Genomic DNA, 17,018 nt, shown 5'->3' on the forward strand with positions numbered 1-17,018 from the left:
AAAGAGAGCCAGATCATGGACAAGCAAGCGATTAACGAAAAACTCCTTACCGGCGAAACCTGGTCAGAGTTCTGCGATCACCTCAAACGCTGTGGCGAGCAGATTCTGCGTCCCGAAACCCCTGCAGACCCGGCCACGCGGGCCGAGGGCTTTCGCTACCTGACACGCCTGCTGCGTATCGCTCTGGAAATGCATGTCGAGTTTGCCGATCCGGCATTCCCCAGCTTTTTCAAGACCTCGCATGAAACAGCCAAGATTGGCGCGGACAACCCGGACAACATCTACGAATACTCTCGTTTGAACGGCACCATGCGGTACCGCATTCATGGCAACCGCGGCAGCGTTTCGTATCTGAGTTTCTGCACGCAAAAAGGCGGTTATGAAGCCGATGGCCGCATGATCGTGACGGGGTTTCTGGATGCCAACCAGCTACAGACGGATAAGGACGGCAATTTCGAGATCATCATCAGCCGTGATCCCCAGCCTGGTAACTGGTTGCCAATGGAGGATGCCTCCGTTTCTGTCCTGGTGCGCCAGACTTTCATGGATCGCAAGAGTGAAACTCCCGCCAAGCTCGCTATCGAACGTATCGGTGCGCAAGACAAGCCCGGCCCTCTCGACCCTTTGGCTTTCGCGCAGTCACTGCAGCGTGTCTCATCTTTTGTCGAAAACACCTCCAGGCTCTTTGCAGACTGGGCTCAAAGCTATCTTCCTCATAGTAACCAGCTGCCTCCTGCCGACCAGGCCTACTGCCAATCCGTGGGCGGTGATCCCAACATCTTCTACTACCACTCCCACTGGGAACTCAATGAAGATCAGGCACTGGTCATTCATGTGGACAAGGTTCCGGAGTGCTCGTTCTGGAATCTGCAGATCAACAATTACTGGCTGGAGTCCCTGGACTACCGCTATCACCAGATCTGCATCAACAAGCACCAGGCCCAATACAACGAAAACGGCGGTGTCATCCTGATTCTGAGTGAGCGCGACCCTGGCGTTGCCAACTGGCTGCAAACCGCAGGCATCCGCCAAGGAACCATGTGCTTGCGCTGGGTAGGAGCCAAAGAACAGTGCCACCCCAGCACGCAAGTCCTATCCATCGATCAACTGGCGGAGACCGCATGAACGTCCAAGACAACCCCAATCAACTCCAGGTAGAAGAACTGCTGCAGGCAGCGCGCGAAAGAGCTGCAGGGCTGAGCTACTTTGGCGACGATAACTACCAGCAAGCACTTGACGTGCTGACGCATGCACTCAATACCGAAGCCAAGCTGTCTGCAGCTGGCATCGCCATGATGCGCGAGCGCCTAATCGGCCAGCTACTCAATCGCCTCCTCATGGAAGACTATTTCAAACGCTTCCCGGAAATAGAACAGATTGAGATTGACGACCCTTTGGTCATCGTGGGCCTGCCACGCACCGGAACCACCATGCTGCAGCGCACACTGGCCGTGGATCCGCGCTTTTACTCCGCTGCCTGGTGGGAGACTCGCTACCCGGCTCCCTTGACTGAGGAAGACCTGAAAGATGCCAGCAGGCGCATTGAAATGGCCAAGGTCGAAGTGGCGCAGACCATTGAAGCCATCCCCCAGATTCTATCTATCCACCCCATGAGCGCTACGCTGTGCGACGAGGAATTCATGCTCATGGAGCATTCATTTCTCTGTGCCATGGACGCCTACGCCGACGTGCCCAGCTACACGGCTTGGCTGGATCAGCAGGACCAGCGGCCCGTCTATACGCAGCTCAAACGCATGCTGCAATTTTTGCAGTGGCAAAAAATGCAGCGTGGTCAGGCCCAGGGACAACGCTGGCTGCTCAAGGCTCCTCAGCACCTGCACACGCTGGAAATTCTGCTGTCCGTCTTTCCCAAGGCTCAGGTCATTCTGACCCACCGCGAGCCCGCGCAGACGATCCCCTCCATGGCCAGCATGGCGCACACGCTATGGCAAATCTACAGCGACCAACCGGACCCACGCTCCGCCGGTCGGCAGTGGAACCACCGCATGGCGCGTGGCATTCATCACACCATGCAAGTGCGCGATCAGCAAGATAGCAAGCGCTTTCTGGACATTCACTTCTCGGACACCGTGGCCAAGCCCATGGAGGTTCTGGAGACTGTCTATCAGTTCGCCAATCTTTCTTTCTCCGAGAAAGCACGCGTTGATGCGCAGCAATGGATCGCCAGCAATAGCCGAGAGAAGCGCGCGGGCCATGACTACCGCTTGGAGACCTTTGGTCTGAGTGAACAGCAAATGCAAGACGACTACGCTCCCTACCGCGCACGACATCTGCAGCACACCAGCCAGTAAAGCACCATGGAAAAAATCATGTTCAGCCTGTGGCGACCCGAGCCGCAATCGGCCGCCGCCTGGCGCCAATCGTTAATGGCACTGCATGGCCCACTGCAAGCCTGTGGTGCAAAGCAAATGCGCGTAATGGTCGTTGACGAAGCCATGGACAAAGCATCCAGCCAGCGCATCACTTTCAGCACAGATCCTCTGGATGGAGTGATCAGTCTGTGGGTGGACAGCACCTCCATGCTGGCCCCCATAAAGGCGCTGATCGAGCAGCATGTCACTCGCCTGCATGCTTACCTGGTTTGCGAGTCCGAGCCCTACCCCCAGGAGCGCAAAGCCCGTATCGAACGCTTCAGCACAGAAGTGCCTTTGGGCCAGCGCTCACCAGGAATGTGCCAAGTCGCACTATTCCGTAAACCTGCAGGCATGGACTTTGAACGATGGATGGTCAACTGGCGTGAAGGCCATGGAAGCAAGGCCTACCCCTTGCAGTCGATTTATGGGTATCGGCAAAACCTGGTCGTCCGTCCCCTGACTCTCGATGCACCAGAAGTTCACGCCATCGTAGAAGAGCAGTTTCCCGCTATCGCCATCGGTAGTGCCGATGGCTTTTACGACGCTCAAGGGAATGAAGAGCTGCTGCGCCAGCGGCAGAAGTACATGTCCGAATCCGTGTCACCCTTCATGGACTTCAGCAGCCTGGACTGCATTCTCACCAGCTTCTATCAAGTCAGCGTCTAAGACTGGCCCATCGCAACAGGAGACAAAAGTATGTTGGACCTCGAAGCCATTGAGCTCATCAAGCAGCTCAAGGCGCGCTACTTTCGCGCCATTGACACCTGCAACCTGGAGTTGCTGCAGGGCATGCTGACGCCCGACGTGAAACTGGCCTTCAAAAGCCCTGTCTATGAATTCCAACTGCAAGGCCTTGACAAGGCCCTGGACTTCTACAAGACATCGTTTACCACGACCCGTCTGGCCATGCACAACGGGCACACCCCCGAGATTGAGGTCACGGGGGGCGAAGCAACCGCACTCTGGTATCTGAGCTACGTCTTTATCAACCTGGAAGAGAAGACGCATATGCAGGGCGGAGCCATCTACGAGGACCGCTATGTCAAGCGCGATGGCCGTTGGTGGATTGCCGAGACTGGCTACAAGACCTTGCTGGAGACGATTCAGCCACTGAGCGATCAATTGCAGATCACGTCCAAGCCCATCCACTAAAGCGAAGTTCAAGATGACTAAAGCTGCCAATCTCGTCACCTCGATCAAGGTCGAAATCAATGCACCCGCCAGCGTGGTCTGGGAGGTACTGGCGGACCTCGAGAACTACCGCCTGTGGAATCGCTTTTGCCCTGATATTCGCTGTGGGCTGCAGCTCAATGACCTGGTCGAGATGAAAACCCGCCATCCGCTAACGGGTGAAGTCTGGCCCGTCAACGAGTACCTGGTGGCCTTCGAGCCCGAACAACTGCTGTCCTGGGAGCAGCGCCCGGTACCGGAAAACAAGGACGCCGCGCGCCGCGATCAATACATCGAAGCAATCGACGACAGCCGCTGCACTTACTTCACAACCGATCAGTTCCTGGGCCTCAATGCCGACACGATCATGCGCGAGCATGGTGCCTGGGTAAGGATCGCCTTTGACCAGGTGGCTGTTGACGTCAAGAACCGTGCCGAGGAACTGCATTTCGCACGTACCACGGCTTCAGTCTGAACAAAGAATCCCTAAACCAAAGGAGACCCCCTCATGCTTTTAAAAAACAAGGTCGTCATCATTTCCGGCATCGGCCCCGGCATGGGCATCAAGCTCGCGCTGCGTGCAGCGGAATACCAGGCCAAAGCGGTAGTGCTGGCAGCCCGTACCCAGTCCATGCTGGATGACACGGAAATCGCCATCCGTGAAGCCGGCCACCAATGCGAAGTACTGAAAGTCGCGACGGACATCTCGCTGCCCGAACAATGCCAAAGACTGGCTGAGCTGACCGTTGCAAAGTTTGGCCGCATCGATGCACTGATCAACTCGGCCTATGCGCATGGCACTTGGGGCTCTTCCAGCAACTCATCCATGGATGACTGGCGCAAGGTCATGGAGGTCAACCTGTATGGCTCCATGAATATGACCCTGGCTGTTGTTCCACAGATGAAGAAACAAAAAGATGGCAGCATTGTGATGATTAACACCATGGCGACACGCCGTCCCAATCAATTGGAGGCAGGCTACGCGGTATCCAAGGGTGCCCTCAAGACAGCAGTGCAGTATCTGGCCGAAGACTTGGGGCCCTTTGGCATACGTGTCAACAGCACCTACAACGGCTGGATGTGGGGTGCGCCAGTCAAAGGCTACTTCCAGGCCGAGTCCAAGCGCCAGGGCGTCCCCATGGAATCGCTGGTGAATGTCATTGCCAAACAGATCCCACTGCGCAACGAAATTCCCGATGATGCTGATTGCGCTTCCGCGGCACTGTATTTGGCCAGCGACTATGCGCGTGTCGTGACGGGAGCTCAGCTTGATGTCAGCGGTGGTCACTACCTGCCTCACTGAGGCTAGGCGAAAAAATCATGCAAACTCTTTTTGACATCGAAGAGATCAAACAGCTCAAAGCACGCTACTTTCGAGGCATTGACACCTGCAATCTGGAGCTGCTGCAAACAGTTCTGAGCAACGATGTGCATATTCGCTTCGACAGCCCGACTTACCAGTACGAAATCAATGGCATCAACGCAGCCATGGACTTCTACCGCAATGCGTTCACTCATCGGCGCTTTGGCATGCATAACGGACACACGCCTGAGATCAAGGTAGAAGGCGACTCAGCCACTGGAATTTGGTACCTGAATGACTTGTTCATCAACCTTGATGAACAGACCATTTTGACCGGCAGTGCTCTGTACGAGGACTGCTATGTCAAGGTCTCTGGGCAATGGCGAATTCAACGTACAGGCTACAAGAGGCTGCTTGAAATGATTGAACCTCTGAGCAGTGGTTGTCGTATCACATCGCAACCTGTTGCGAATATCTCATAACTGACATTGGGATTGAGGTCTTGGACTGCTCCACGGGAGATTGGACCGCCCCAGGCAGGTAGACATCTCCGGGCTATCCGGGCGATTGGCAGGCAACATCGCTCTACGTTGGACAGCAATGTCAAAACCTTGGCTGCCCAACAGTAGGTCCTTTTGACTGGACCCCAAAAGTCACCTCGATTTCAAAGTGAATCACTGCAATAGAAAAAGGGTTCCTAACTTAATAGCTAGGAACCCTTATCTAATTTGGTCGGAATGGCGGGATTCGAACTCGCTACCCCTTGCACCCCATCTAGGTGAATGATACATTTCACCTCACTGAGTACATATCGACAAACACCAACATAATCTTTGTTTGTCAAATAGTTAGGCTCTCTCTTTGTCTCATACTCGAACCAAACAGTTACACTGTAGCTCATGAAGTTGTTGGGCACATTGTTGGGCACAAATCGAATGTACCCTAGCCCAACAGGATGTGCAACAAGGCCACCAGAAGACCGTACAAGGGGCGAACAATGAGCGACACCACCCTCACCACCACCAGCACAGCAAAGCCCAAGGGCGACCGCTGGCAGCACAAGGAACTTGAGGCAGCGATCAAGAATCCGGCCATCACCCGCGTGTCTGAAGCGGGCCTCTACGGAGTAGTCAGGCGCGGCAAGGACGGATCACCCTCCGTCATGTTCCGCTGGCGCTTTCGCCACGGCGGGAAACTGTTGGACTTCACGGCAGGTTCCTGGCCGAAGGACTCTCTGGCGAACATCCGACAAACCCATGAGTGGGCACAGGACGAACTCAAGGCAGGCCGCAACCCCAACGCAACCCGGCAACTGTCCAAGGTGCAGGAAGCGCAGGCTCAGGCCGAACAAGTACGCATCCATGAGATCGAGACCGTGGAAGCCCTCGCCCTCAAGTGGCAGTCCGTGGAGTTGACCAAGCGCGTGTCTGGTGAACAGGAAACCGGGCGCTTTGATAATGGTGTGGAGTTGATGCGCTCCTTCACCAAGGACGTGTTCCCCGCCATCGGCTCCAAGCCAGTGCAGGCAGTCAGCAAGACCGATTGCCTCCACGTCCTGAACAGCGTAAAGGAACGCGGTGCGCTCCGCATGGCTAACCGCCTGCTCAACGACATGACCCAGTTCTTCAACTGGTGCCGCGTCATGGGCTACATCACCACCAGCCCATTGGAGGATGTGCGCCGCAAGCATGTAGGCGGCAAGGCCACCCCACGCGACCGCGTTCTCTGGGACGTGTCACCTACCACCACCAAGCCAGAAGCTGAACTACAAGAACTCCGTGACCGCCTGCCATCAGCACGCCTGCAACGTGAAAGCGTACTCACCATTTGGATTCTGTTGTCCACCCTGGCCCGCGTGGGCGAAATCGCCAAGGCACAGTGGAAGGACGTGGACTTGATCAAGGGCATGTGGTTCCTGCCTGAGACCAAGAACGGCAAGGCACACCACATTCACCTGAGCGCCTTTGCACTCCGACACTTCCGTGAACTCCACACACTGACCGGCAACAGCCAATGGGTTCTTCCTGGCAGGAACACACGCAAGGACGGCACACCAGCAGATCACGTATGCCCGAAGTCCCTGGCAAAGCAGTTTGGCGACCGCCAAGAACGTGACACCCCCATGAGTGGCCGCACGAAGGCCACAGGCACCCTTGCCCTACCCGGTGGCAAATGGACGCCTCACGACCTCCGCCGCACTGGTGCCACGATCATGGCCCACCTTGGCGTGTCCGTGGACATCATCGAGAAGGCACTGAACCACACCCCGGCCAACTCGCTGATTGCCGTGTACCAAACAGCCAGCCGATACCAAGAGCAGCAGATCGCATGGGACAAGCTGGGAGCGCATCTCGACTGGGTTCTGACTGGCGAACAGTCCAACGTGGTGACGCTGCCTCAGAAATTGATTGCATGACACGTTGACGCTCGATTAGAGCCGGTGAGATAATGAACACATCTGCCCTGCACCATTGGGCAGAGAGTCATGGGCCGTTAACCTGCACAAGATACGGGTGTAGGGATGGACTTCAAAGAAGCCATTGGAATTGTGACGCTAAGCAATAAGTCTTTGGACTGGCTGGCGTACCTCCAATGGCTTTTTCGTTTCCGCGCTCTGGACTCAAGCAATGATCACCAAGCCCACCAAGAAGATCACTCCCACGCCTCCTGCTGATGTTGACGTGCTTCTCGGCCCTCAAGACATTCAGGGGTGGCTAAAAATCTCCCGACCCACCTTTTACCGCTGGCTTGGAATGAAGACATTCCCGAGCCATGACGCCATGGCCGGATGTCGCCCTCGCTGGAAGCGTTCCAGTGTCCAGGCATGGATTGATGCAGGTGGCACCAAGCCAGTGAAGTAGGGACGAAAAAAATCCCCTCGACCATTACTGACCGAGGGGCAATCCGTTCCAACAAATGAAGGACGCCGGGCGAGCAAACCCGGCCCCTGAATTGTGGTCTCCCCAGAACCTCCGAACAACTTCCTCAGCGGCTCGATATGTGGGTGTCACTTGACACCTTACGCACCGTAAACCGTTACCCAAAACGAACGGTGCGTTACCTGCACATCGAGACCAACCGAATCCATGAAAGCATCAAATGAGCACGCATACACCGCAAAAAACAGCGTTTCTTGTGGGCGCATCAGTAGGTCAAAACGGCACCGTTACTTCTCCTGTGAGAGAGAAGGGTAAGAAAGCCCACCACCAAGAAAATATGGACGTGGGGAACGCGCCGGAAGATTCCTTCCTCATTGGTAACGGCGTTACCCACCCGGAAAAGATGTCCTCCCAGGCCAAGGCAATGTGCAGAACTGACCCTGCTTACCTGACCATGTACTTGGACATGCAGATCAAGCTGGCCTCTGGTGCCACTGCCAACAGCTTCAAGACTTCAGCACTTCCCCACCTGAAGCCCCTGGCAGAGTGGTTCAACAAGCGCAAGCAGCGAACGGAAGACACTGCCCAATGGGGCGAGCCCTCGCCCGAGTTCATGGTGTGGCCGGGTATCTGCTACCACATGGGGCCGAACCCCGATCCAGGCAAACTCTCCATTGACCGCATCGACCCCACCAAGCCCTATGTGGCGGGTAATCTGAGGTGGGCAGACAAAGCAACACAGGCTGCAAACCAGCGTCGCAACCGCAAGAACGTCTGGAACGACATCGCCATCACCGACACACAGTTATCGGCAGAGCTTGCCAAGCAGGGTGTACTCAACCAACACGGTAAACCTCACTCCCCTGATTCCATCAAACAGATGCGCTACCGCATCAACTCTGCCACGGACAAAGACGGCAAGCCCAGATTTCCCACGCCTGAAGCGATTCACGATGAATTGCTGAAGCGGCTGAAGGTTCCGGCCATCACCCAGAAATCAGGCGACCTCATCAAGGACGAGCCGCTCATGGATGGCCTTGGTATCGACTGGGAGAGGGAGAAGCAGGCCAAGCCCTGGTTATCGAACATCACCTTCCAGATCGAATACACCAAGAGCATGACCGAAAAGATTGAACGCTCGCTAACGTATTTCTACACAGTTAACCCGAAAAGTCCTCTTATCTCCGACCTTGAGCTTCGCCTGACCAAAACACGGGAGTTCTTGTTGATGCTGAAAAATCGTCTGGAACAGCTTCACCATAAGAGTGCTGAAGTCCTGATCCGAAAAATCAACCCATACGACACAGGGAAGCCACAGACACCAGCAGGCTTCAATACTCCAGCACCGATCACACCGCCTAAGCCAAAGTTTGAAGCAGCGCCACCAAAACCAGTTTTACAGGGTGAAGAGGACGAGGAAGACGATAAGCCGTTTTTCCTCAGTGGTGAGGTTCTGGCCCAGCACTTGAAGGGCGATCACCAACTCAATGGTTAGTCAAACCAACGTCTGGCAATCAATTGCAAACGATATATGGATTGAATTTTTTATAACAATTTTATATAATGAAATTCATCATCAACTTCCACCAACGAGGCCAACGTGAAAGTGAAAACGACTATGCGCCAGATGAAAGAAGCGAAGGTGAATTTCATCAGCTTGGTTACTCGCGGGGCCAATCGCATCCCCTTCCGCGTCCTCAAATCTGCCCAAGGAGAAAGTCAAATGCTAGACCTGACCCAGCTTCGCCACGTATTCAAGGGCGATGCGCCCGTCCAGGCCAAACCCACCAGCATGGGATTCGCGGCGATCCTCCGAGGTGGTAAGCCAGCCCCGCAAACCGTGGTGAAGGCAGCATCCGTGCAACCAGTTGCAAAACACGTTGAGACAAATCGGGCTACCTCACCGGCAAGCCCATCGGCACCACGCCAGTCGGAGCGGGCACAAACCCAAGAGGAACGCCAGCACCAAGGACTTGCTCCGAATCAACCACTACACGCCACACCATCACCGGCACGCCGTGCCAGCAACACCCCGAAGCAACCCGCACCCTCCCGCGATACGGTCACCCTCAAGGAACTGCGGGGCGAGATCGACAACGCCCTGGCCCGCAGCAAGAAACAAGACGCACAAGAACAGTTCAATTCCGGGCGTAGCGCCTTCAGCCAGATCGCACCGACCCAGCAACACCATGTTGGACGTGGTGGCGCTGGTGATGCGTGGAGCCTCCGTAACCATGGCGCTCAACTGGGTGTACAGCTTCTGGGAGGCACAGACAAACCACTCCCAACGAACACCGCCTTCCGAGCCTTCAGCGCTGCGGGCCCCAAGGCATAACCAAGATGTCAGGGGTAGGCATCACCCACACCACCATACGCGCCTACTCCTGACCTCTACCAGCCCTGACAAACAGCCGCGTTATTCCAACGTGGGCGAACGCTATTCCACAGGTTGAAGTCCCCAGATCAAAGGTGAAGCCATGGCCGTCAACTATTCCAAGCCCACCCCGCAAAAACTCTTGTCAAATCGCCAGATAAAAGCCGTGATAGCACTGGCAGAAGGCATGACTCAGGCCGCAGCAGCCGAGTTTGCGGGCACCAGTCCCCAGACAGTCACAGCATGGATGCAAGACCCCACATTCCATGACCGCTTGGAGAGCGAAATCTACTCGCGCTCCATGGACGATGCCGCATTCCACAAGCACCTACGCCGCAAGGCTTTGCGAGTGTTTACGGATGGCCTCGACTCTCCAAACCCGAGCACACGCATGTGGAGCGCGAAGGAGGTTTTGGCCCGCATACCTGCCGATCCAGAAGAGGAAGCCGAAGCCCTCAACAGGTCTATCTGTGCAGACGTAATGGCGACCGAAGGACTACCCCCAGCACATTCGACTTGGCGGGATCGGCATGTGTAGCCAGCACCCACCACGCTCCCACCGGTCACGCCCCAGCAATGGGGCTTTTTGCTTCTCGGTGTACGTCTTGCCCCGTAAGATGTAACTTTTTTAACCGCCGTGGAGAATCAATGGCAAATTTACTGTATGTCGATAACTCAAATGTTTGGATTGAAGGGATGCACGTTGCGGCAGCAGCCAGTGGTAAAGCCCCTAATGTTTGGGCCGCAGTCCAGCAAAAAATCTGTGACTATGACTGGACAATCGACTTTGGCAAGCTGTACGCGTTTGCAGGGGGCGAGCGAGCCAACATCAAGAAGGCTGGTCTTTTTGGGTCTCGCCCACCCAAGAATGACTCGCTATGGACGGCAGCAGAACGTCAAGGATTTGAAGTTATCGTCTATGACCGAAACATCGCAGGTTACGAGAAGAAGATTGACACTGACATCGTTGCAACCATGATTGAAGACTCATACGAGATTCTAAAAGTGGGGGAAGACGAGATCACACTCGTTTCCGGGGATGCGGACTATGTTCCAGCCATCGAGAAGTTGAAGAAGCGCGGGATTCCCGTTCACGTCGTGTTCTGGGGGCATGCAGCCCGTGACCTCAAAAGTGCAGCGACCAAGTTTGTGAACCTCGATCCGTATCTTGATCACTTGGCACGTTGAAGGTAATTGTTGCAGGACACATCCAAACCCAACAAGCCCCTACCGGATCAACTTTGGGCGGGTGTTCTGCTGACCTACCAAATCAATGTGTTGGGCACATTGTTGGGCACAAATCAAAAAAAGAAAAAGGACTTAGCTCCTTGCGAAGCTAAGTCCTTGTCTTTTATGGTCGGAATGGCGGGATTCGAACTCGCGACCCCTTGCACCCCATGCAAGTGCGCTACCAGGCTGCGCTACATTCCGAAGACTCTGATTATACACAGATTCAGCCCATCAAAGGGAAAGCAGCGCTCGGATCTGCAAAAGCTCTTCTTTGACTTCTTCAATGCCCAGCGTACTCGCGGACTCAGAAGTGCGCAGCTCCAGCATTTCTGCGAGCAAATGACTTTGAGCCAGCACCTCGGCAGACATGGTGTTTGCAGGCTGGGCTATCTCTTGCACGCGCAATGAGTCTGTTGACAACGCTCTGCCATGGCCTACCACCAAGTCACGCAGGCGGTTTCGCGCACCACTGATGGTAAAGCCTTGCTCATAAAGAAGTTCTCGAATACGACGCACCATCAGCACTTCATGGTGCTGGTAGTAGCGGCGGTTACCCCGACGTTTCATGGGTTTGAGTTGCACAAACTCCTGTTCCCAGTAACGCAGAACATGGGGCTTGACGTCGCACAGATCGGCTACTTCACCAATGGTGAAATAGCGCTTGGCGGGAATCGCTGGCAAATGGGTACCCATGGCTGGTTGCAAGCAGTCTGTGGAAGTTGGAAGCAGGAAGGTATGCAATATAACGCGAAGAGCTGACAGGACATTGCGCCCTTAGTGGCACAAGACTTGTCAGCTCTTCAATTGTGCGATGCCCCGGCATGCAAGGCATCAGGTATCACGCCAATGGCTTAAAACTCCGAGCTTTCACCCTGAATCAGCTCTTTGAGCTTGCTGCTGGCATGAAAAGTCACCACACGGCGTGCCGCAATGGGGATCAGTTCCCCGGTTCGGGGGTTTCGGCCGGGGCGCGGTGCCTTGGTACGGATCTGGAAGTTGCCAAAGCCCGAGAGCTTGACGTCCTCACCTTCCACCAGCTTTTGCGAGATCAGGTCGAAAAACGCATCCACCATATCCTTGGCTTCGCGCTTGTTCAGCCCGATTTCATCAAACAGCAGATCGGCCAGCTGCGCCTTGGTCAGCGCAGGGCTGTCGATGCTTTCTACGGCTAGCTCCATAGGTCGATCTCCTTGGTGATTGAACATATCAACGCAGGCGCGCAGCAACGCGCTCCACCAAAGCGGCGATGGCACCCTGCATGGCTGCGTCGATTTCTGCATCGGTCAGCGATGCAGTATCGCTGCCCAGCGTCAGGCGCACGGCCAGGCTCTTTTCGTCCTGAGCCAGCGCCCCCGGCGCAGCCTCTTCACCCGCCTTGAGCTTCTTGGCGCGGAACACGTCAAACAGCACGGTATTGCGCAGAATGCCACCCGTCACACCTTGCTCCACAGCGGCCATCACCTGGGTGTGGGTCACGGCTTCTTTCACCACCACGGCAATGTCGCGCTCGACAGCCTGGTGCTTGGCCACGGGCTTGAACACCGGCACGTTACGGGCCAGCACAGCATCGAGCTCCAGCTCAAACATCACAGGTGCCTGAGGCAGATCCCATTCCTGGCGCCACTTGGGGTGGAGTTCGCCAACAAAGCCAATTTCCTTGCCATCCAGCAACACACGGGCGCAGCGGCCGGGGTGCATCGCAGGGTGCTCAGCAGGCTCGAACACGGGCTTGGCCGGTGCCAGCAAGGCTTCTACATCGCCCTTGACGTCGTAGAAATCCACCTTGGCTTCTGCCCTGCCCCACTGCAGCTGGTCGGCAGCGCCGTAGGCCAGACCCGCCACGCGCATGGGCTGGTAAAAGCCCTTGACGGTGGTGTCGGAGTCGACCACGGAGTCGTCCTTGAAGAACACGCGCCCCAGCTCAAACACGCGTACGCGCTGGGCCTTGCGGTCGACGTTGAACTTCAAAACTTGCAGCAAGGAACCCAGCAGCGACGAGCGCATCACGCTCAAATGGCTGGCAATGGGGTTGAGCAGCTTGATGGCATTGGCATTACCCGCCAGCTCTTGCTCCCACTTTTCTTCCACAAAGCTGAAGTTGATGGTTTCTTGATAGCCCAGACCCGCCAGTTCATGGCGCACGCCAAACGGGCTGCGCTGGTTTTCAGCGCGCAGCTTGGGCGAGATGGGCGCCAGTGGCTTGGTGGTCGGCAGGTTTTCATAGCCAATCATGCGGGCCACTTCTTCGATCAAATCTTCTTCCAGATTGATGTCGAAGCGGAACGTCGGCGCAGTCACGGAAACCACACCGTCACTGACCACGGTGGCGGGCAGGCCCAGACCGTTCAGCGCATCCAGCACCTGCTGCTGGGTCACGGCCATGCCGATCACCTTGGCAGCGCGGGCCACGCGCAGTTGCACGGGCTTTGGCTGGGGCATATTGGGTTTTTGGTCATCCATGGCCGCGACTTGCGTGTCGGGCGTGCCGCAGATTTCCAGCACCAGCGCGGTGATGCGCTCAATGTGCTCGGTGGTGAACTCGGGGTCCACGCCGCGCTCGAAGCGGTGACCCGCATCTGTCGAGAAGTTGAAGTGGCGCGAACGGCCAGCCATGGCCTTGGGGAACCAGAAGGCGGCTTCGATGTAGATGTTTTGGGTATCGTCAGACACGGCAGTCGCATCGCCACCCATGATGCCGGCCAGCGATTCGACTTCCTTGTCATCGGCAATCACGCCAACCTTGATGAAGTCGTCGATCTTGATGGTGTTGCCGTTGAGCAGCTTGAGCGTTTCACCCTGCTGACCCCAGCGCACCGTCAGGCCACCGCTGATCTTGTCCAGATCGAAAATGTGGCTGGGGCGACCCAGCTCGAACATCACGTAGTTGGAGATGTCCACCAGGGGCGACACCGAGCGCTGGCCACAGCGGGCCAGACGGTCGACCATCCACTGGGGCGTCTTCACCTGCGTGTTGACATTGCGTACGATGCGACCCGAGAAGCGGCCGCACAGGTCGGTCGCTTCAATCTTCACGGGCAGCTTGTCCTGCAAAGCCACGGCAGCCTGCGGGAACGACAGCGCCTTCAAGGGCGTGCCGGTCAGCGCCGACAGCTCGCGTGCCACACCGTAGACCGACAGGCAGTGCGCCAAGTTAGGCGTCAACTTCAGTGTGAACAGCGTGTCGTCCAGATTCAGGTACTCGCGCACGTTCTGGCCCAGAGGCGCATCGGCAGGGAACTCCAGCAGGCCGCTGGCGTCGTCGTCAATGCCCAGCTCCTTGGCCGAGCACAGCATGCCAAAGCTTTGCACGCCGCGCAGCTTACCCACCTTGATCATGAAGGGCTTGCCGTCTTCACCGGGAGGCAGTGCTGCGCCCACGGTGGCGCAGGGAATGCGAATACCTACGCGCGCATTGGGTGCGCCGCAAACGATGTTCAGCAGCTCGGGGCCGCCCACGTCCACCTGGCAGATGCGCAGACGGTCGGCGTCGGGGTGCTGCACGGCTTCCTTGATTTCACCAACGACGATGCCGGTGAAAGGAGGAGCCACAGGGTCCAGCTCTTCGACTTCCAGACCGGCCATGGTCAAAGTATCGGCCAGCTGCTGGGTGGTCAGGTTGGGATTGCAGTATTCACGCAACCAGGATTCAGGAAATTGCATAGTCAGACTCTTTGGCGTTCATGCCAGCTGCACCGCTTCGGTCTGCAACTGGCTGGGCATGCGTACTTTCAAAAGATGAGCTGCAAGCGCTAGGTATATAAAGACTTCAGTATCAAAACTACTTGAAGTGCTTGAAAGACAGACGCTCGCAGCTCACTTTTTCAATTACTGAAACTGCGACAGGAAACGGATGTCGCCGTCGAAGAACAGGCGCAGGTCGTTCACGCCATAACGCAGCATGGTCAGGCGGTCGGGGCCCATGCCAAAGGCAAAGCCAATGTATTTTTCAGGATCCAGCCCCATGTTGCGCACCACGTTGGGGTGAACCTGGCCGGAGCCCGCCACTTCCAGCCACTTGCCGGCCAGGGGGCCGCTCTGGAACTGGATGTCGATTTCAGCCGAAGGCTCGGTGAACGGGAAGAAACTGGGGCGGAAACGCAGCACCAGATCGTCCGATTCAAAGAAGGTCTTGCAGAAGTCAGTGAAGACGACCTTCAGGTCCTTGAAGCTCACGTTCTCGCCAATCCACAGGCCTTCGCACTGATGGAACATAGGCGAGTGGGTCGCATCCGAGTCCACACGGTAAGTGCGACCGGGGGCAATGACGCGGATTTCGGGCATGGACTGGCCGGCATCAAGCGCATTGCGGTATTTTTTGACGTGCTGAACCGCGTGGCGCACCTGCATGGGGCTGGTGTGCGTGCGTAGCAAGTTAGGGGCGTGTGCCGTGCCGCCTTCCACATAGAAGGTGTCGTGCATGGAACGCGCGGGATGGTCTTCGGGCGTGTTCAGCGCCGTGAAGTTGAACCAGTCGGATTCGATCTCGGGACCCTGGGCCACATCAAAGCCCATGGAGCCAAAAATGCCCTCGATGCGCTCCAGCGTGATGGACACGGGGTGCAGACCACCAGCACCGCGGCGGCGGCCGGGCAACGTCACATCCAGCACTTCGGCCTTCAGATGGGCTTGCAGTTCGGCATCGGCCAGGGCCTGGCGACGGGCGGTCAGGGCCGCTTCAATTGCCTGCTTGGCTACGTTGATAGCAGCGCCGCGCGATTTTTTCTCTTCGACGGAAAGCTGCGCCATGCCCTTCATGAGCTCAGTCATCTTGCCCGACTTACCCAGAAACTGCGCCTTAGCATTTTCCAGATCAGCGGGGGTATGGGCCTGCGCAAACAGCTGTTGCGCGCTCTCGACCAGAGAATCCAACTCGTTCATATCGACTCTTTATCGAATCTTAAAAATAAACAAGGGCTAGTGCCTTTTCAAGCCCTAGCCCTTGCTGTTTGTGCGCCAGCAGCTACTCAATTAAAAGCAACTACCGATCGTGACCTCAGGCAGCCAGCTTGGCTTTGACTTGGTCGACGATAGCTGCGAAAGCAGCCTTGTCGTGCACAGCGATATCGGACAGCATCTTGCGGTCGATTTCGATGGCAGCCTTCTTCAGACCGTTGGCGAATTGGCTGTATGTCAGACCCAGTTCACGTGCAGCAGCATTGATACGGGCGATCCACAGCTGGCGGAACACGCGCTTCTTGTTGCGACGGTCACGGTAGGCATACTGACCAGCCTTCATTACGGCTTGCTTGGCAACGCGATAGACGTTACCACGGCGGCCGCGGAAACCCTTAGCAAGGGCTAGAACTTTTTTGTGACGGGCACGGGCCGTTACACCACGTTTGACGCGAGGCATGAGTTTTCTCCTAGTTCGTCAGTGAATTACACGCCCATACCGGGCAACATCTTAGCGATAGAGCCCATATCGGACTCATGCACGCTAACAATGCCACGCAGGTGACGCTTGTTCTTTGTGGTCTTCTTGGTCAAGATGTGACGCTTGAAGGCTTGACCGCGCTTGACGGTACCACCGGGACGAACGCGAAAACGCTTCTTCGCGCTGCTCTTGGTCTTCATTTTGGGCATGTGAATGCTCCTATTGAATTTGTGCTCGCAAGGCGGCGTGCAACCTGCACGCACTTCGCTAGCCTCCGAGGCACTTGTTCATCAGTCAGGCCGAAACCCCACTA

19 protein-coding genes and 1 tRNA gene are annotated in these 17,018 nt (G+C 56.3%); 13 read left to right on the top strand and 7 right to left on the bottom strand.

Annotated elements, in window-relative coordinates:
* Positions 1-15: 15 nt before the first annotated feature.
* The 13 genes from HF327_RS02375 (at position 16) to HF327_RS02435 (ending at position 11,289) form a co-directional block, all read left to right on the top strand.
* Entirely contained in the window at positions 16-1,125 is a 1,110-nt protein-coding gene (locus tag HF327_RS02375) for a DUF1214 domain-containing protein (RefSeq protein ID WP_169106735.1), read from the top strand.
* Positions 1,122-2,312 carry a sulfotransferase family protein gene (locus HF327_RS02380; RefSeq protein ID WP_169106736.1) on the top strand — a complete coding sequence of 397 codons (1,191 nt, stop codon included), beginning with the start codon at positions 1,122-1,124 and terminating at the stop codon, positions 2,310-2,312. Before HF327_RS02375 ends, HF327_RS02380 begins: the two co-directional genes overlap by 4 nt.
* Positions 2,313-2,330: 18 nt before the next feature.
* Entirely contained in the window at positions 2,331-3,041 is a 711-nt protein-coding gene (locus HF327_RS02385; RefSeq protein ID WP_236024021.1) for a hypothetical protein, read from the top strand.
* Between the two features lie 30 nt (positions 3,042-3,071).
* Positions 3,072-3,527 (top strand): nuclear transport factor 2 family protein, encoded by a 456-nt coding sequence (locus tag HF327_RS02390; protein ID WP_169106738.1) that lies wholly within the window; start codon positions 3,072-3,074, stop codon positions 3,525-3,527.
* A gap of 13 nt (positions 3,528-3,540) precedes the next feature.
* Positions 3,541-4,020 (top strand): SRPBCC domain-containing protein, encoded by a 480-nt coding sequence (locus HF327_RS02395; protein ID WP_169106739.1) that lies wholly within the window; start codon positions 3,541-3,543, stop codon positions 4,018-4,020.
* A gap of 33 nt (positions 4,021-4,053) precedes the next feature.
* Positions 4,054-4,848, top strand: coding sequence for an SDR family oxidoreductase (locus HF327_RS02400; protein WP_169106740.1), 795 nt, complete (start codon positions 4,054-4,056; stop codon positions 4,846-4,848).
* Between the two features lie 17 nt (positions 4,849-4,865).
* Positions 4,866-5,330 (top strand): nuclear transport factor 2 family protein, encoded by a 465-nt coding sequence (locus HF327_RS02405; protein ID WP_169106741.1) that lies wholly within the window; start codon positions 4,866-4,868, stop codon positions 5,328-5,330.
* A gap of 515 nt (positions 5,331-5,845) precedes the next feature.
* Positions 5,846-7,264 carry a tyrosine-type recombinase/integrase gene (locus HF327_RS02410; protein ID WP_169106742.1) on the top strand — a complete coding sequence of 473 codons (1,419 nt, stop codon included), beginning with the start codon at positions 5,846-5,848 and terminating at the stop codon, positions 7,262-7,264.
* A gap of 211 nt (positions 7,265-7,475) precedes the next feature.
* A complete protein-coding gene (locus HF327_RS02415) occupies positions 7,476-7,709 on the top strand; it encodes a helix-turn-helix transcriptional regulator (RefSeq protein WP_198460390.1) in 234 nt (77 codons plus the stop codon).
* Between the two features lie 238 nt (positions 7,710-7,947).
* Entirely contained in the window at positions 7,948-9,222 is a 1,275-nt protein-coding gene (locus HF327_RS02420; RefSeq protein ID WP_169106743.1) for a hypothetical protein, read from the top strand.
* A 105-nt stretch (positions 9,223-9,327) separates the two neighbouring features.
* Positions 9,328-10,062, top strand: a complete 735-nt coding sequence (locus HF327_RS02425; RefSeq protein WP_169106744.1) for a hypothetical protein — start codon at positions 9,328-9,330, stop codon at positions 10,060-10,062.
* Between the two features lie 142 nt (positions 10,063-10,204).
* The gene (locus HF327_RS02430) at positions 10,205-10,639 is read left to right on the top strand and encodes a helix-turn-helix domain-containing protein (RefSeq protein ID WP_169106745.1); all 435 of its coding nucleotides are present in this window, start codon (positions 10,205-10,207) and stop codon (positions 10,637-10,639) included.
* Between the two features lie 110 nt (positions 10,640-10,749).
* On the top strand, positions 10,750-11,289 hold the full coding sequence (locus tag HF327_RS02435; protein ID WP_169106746.1) for an NYN domain-containing protein: 540 nt from the start codon (positions 10,750-10,752) through the stop codon (positions 11,287-11,289).
* 166 nt (positions 11,290-11,455) lie between these two features.
* Here HF327_RS02435 and HF327_RS02440 read toward each other — a convergent pair.
* The 7 genes from HF327_RS02440 to rpmI form a co-directional block, all read right to left on the bottom strand.
* A tRNA-Pro gene (locus tag HF327_RS02440) sits at positions 11,456-11,532 on the bottom strand.
* 30 nt (positions 11,533-11,562) lie between these two features.
* Entirely contained in the window at positions 11,563-12,024 is a 462-nt protein-coding gene (locus HF327_RS02445; protein ID WP_169106747.1) for a MerR family transcriptional regulator, read from the bottom strand.
* A 158-nt stretch (positions 12,025-12,182) separates the two neighbouring features.
* On the bottom strand, positions 12,183-12,509 hold the full coding sequence (locus tag HF327_RS02450) for an integration host factor subunit alpha (RefSeq protein WP_099736473.1): 327 nt from the start codon (positions 12,507-12,509) through the stop codon (positions 12,183-12,185).
* A 28-nt stretch (positions 12,510-12,537) separates the two neighbouring features.
* Entirely contained in the window at positions 12,538-14,991 is a 2,454-nt protein-coding gene (gene pheT / locus HF327_RS02455) for a phenylalanine--tRNA ligase subunit beta (RefSeq protein ID WP_169106748.1), read from the bottom strand.
* A 165-nt stretch (positions 14,992-15,156) separates the two neighbouring features.
* Positions 15,157-16,209, bottom strand: coding sequence for a phenylalanine--tRNA ligase subunit alpha (gene pheS, locus HF327_RS02460; RefSeq protein WP_169106749.1), 1,053 nt, complete (start codon positions 16,207-16,209; stop codon positions 15,157-15,159).
* A 115-nt stretch (positions 16,210-16,324) separates the two neighbouring features.
* The gene (gene rplT, locus HF327_RS02465) at positions 16,325-16,684 is read right to left on the bottom strand and encodes a 50S ribosomal protein L20 (RefSeq protein WP_099736470.1); all 360 of its coding nucleotides are present in this window, start codon (positions 16,682-16,684) and stop codon (positions 16,325-16,327) included.
* A 26-nt stretch (positions 16,685-16,710) separates the two neighbouring features.
* Positions 16,711-16,914: a 50S ribosomal protein L35 gene (gene rpmI / locus HF327_RS02470; RefSeq protein ID WP_169106750.1), complete on the bottom strand. Its 204-nt coding sequence runs from the start codon at positions 16,912-16,914 to the stop codon at positions 16,711-16,713.
* Between the last annotated feature and the right edge of the window lie 104 nt (positions 16,915-17,018).

Source organism: Comamonas suwonensis, from assembly GCF_012844455.2.
Taxonomy (GTDB): Bacteria; Pseudomonadota; Gammaproteobacteria; order Burkholderiales; family Burkholderiaceae_C; genus Comamonas; species Comamonas suwonensis.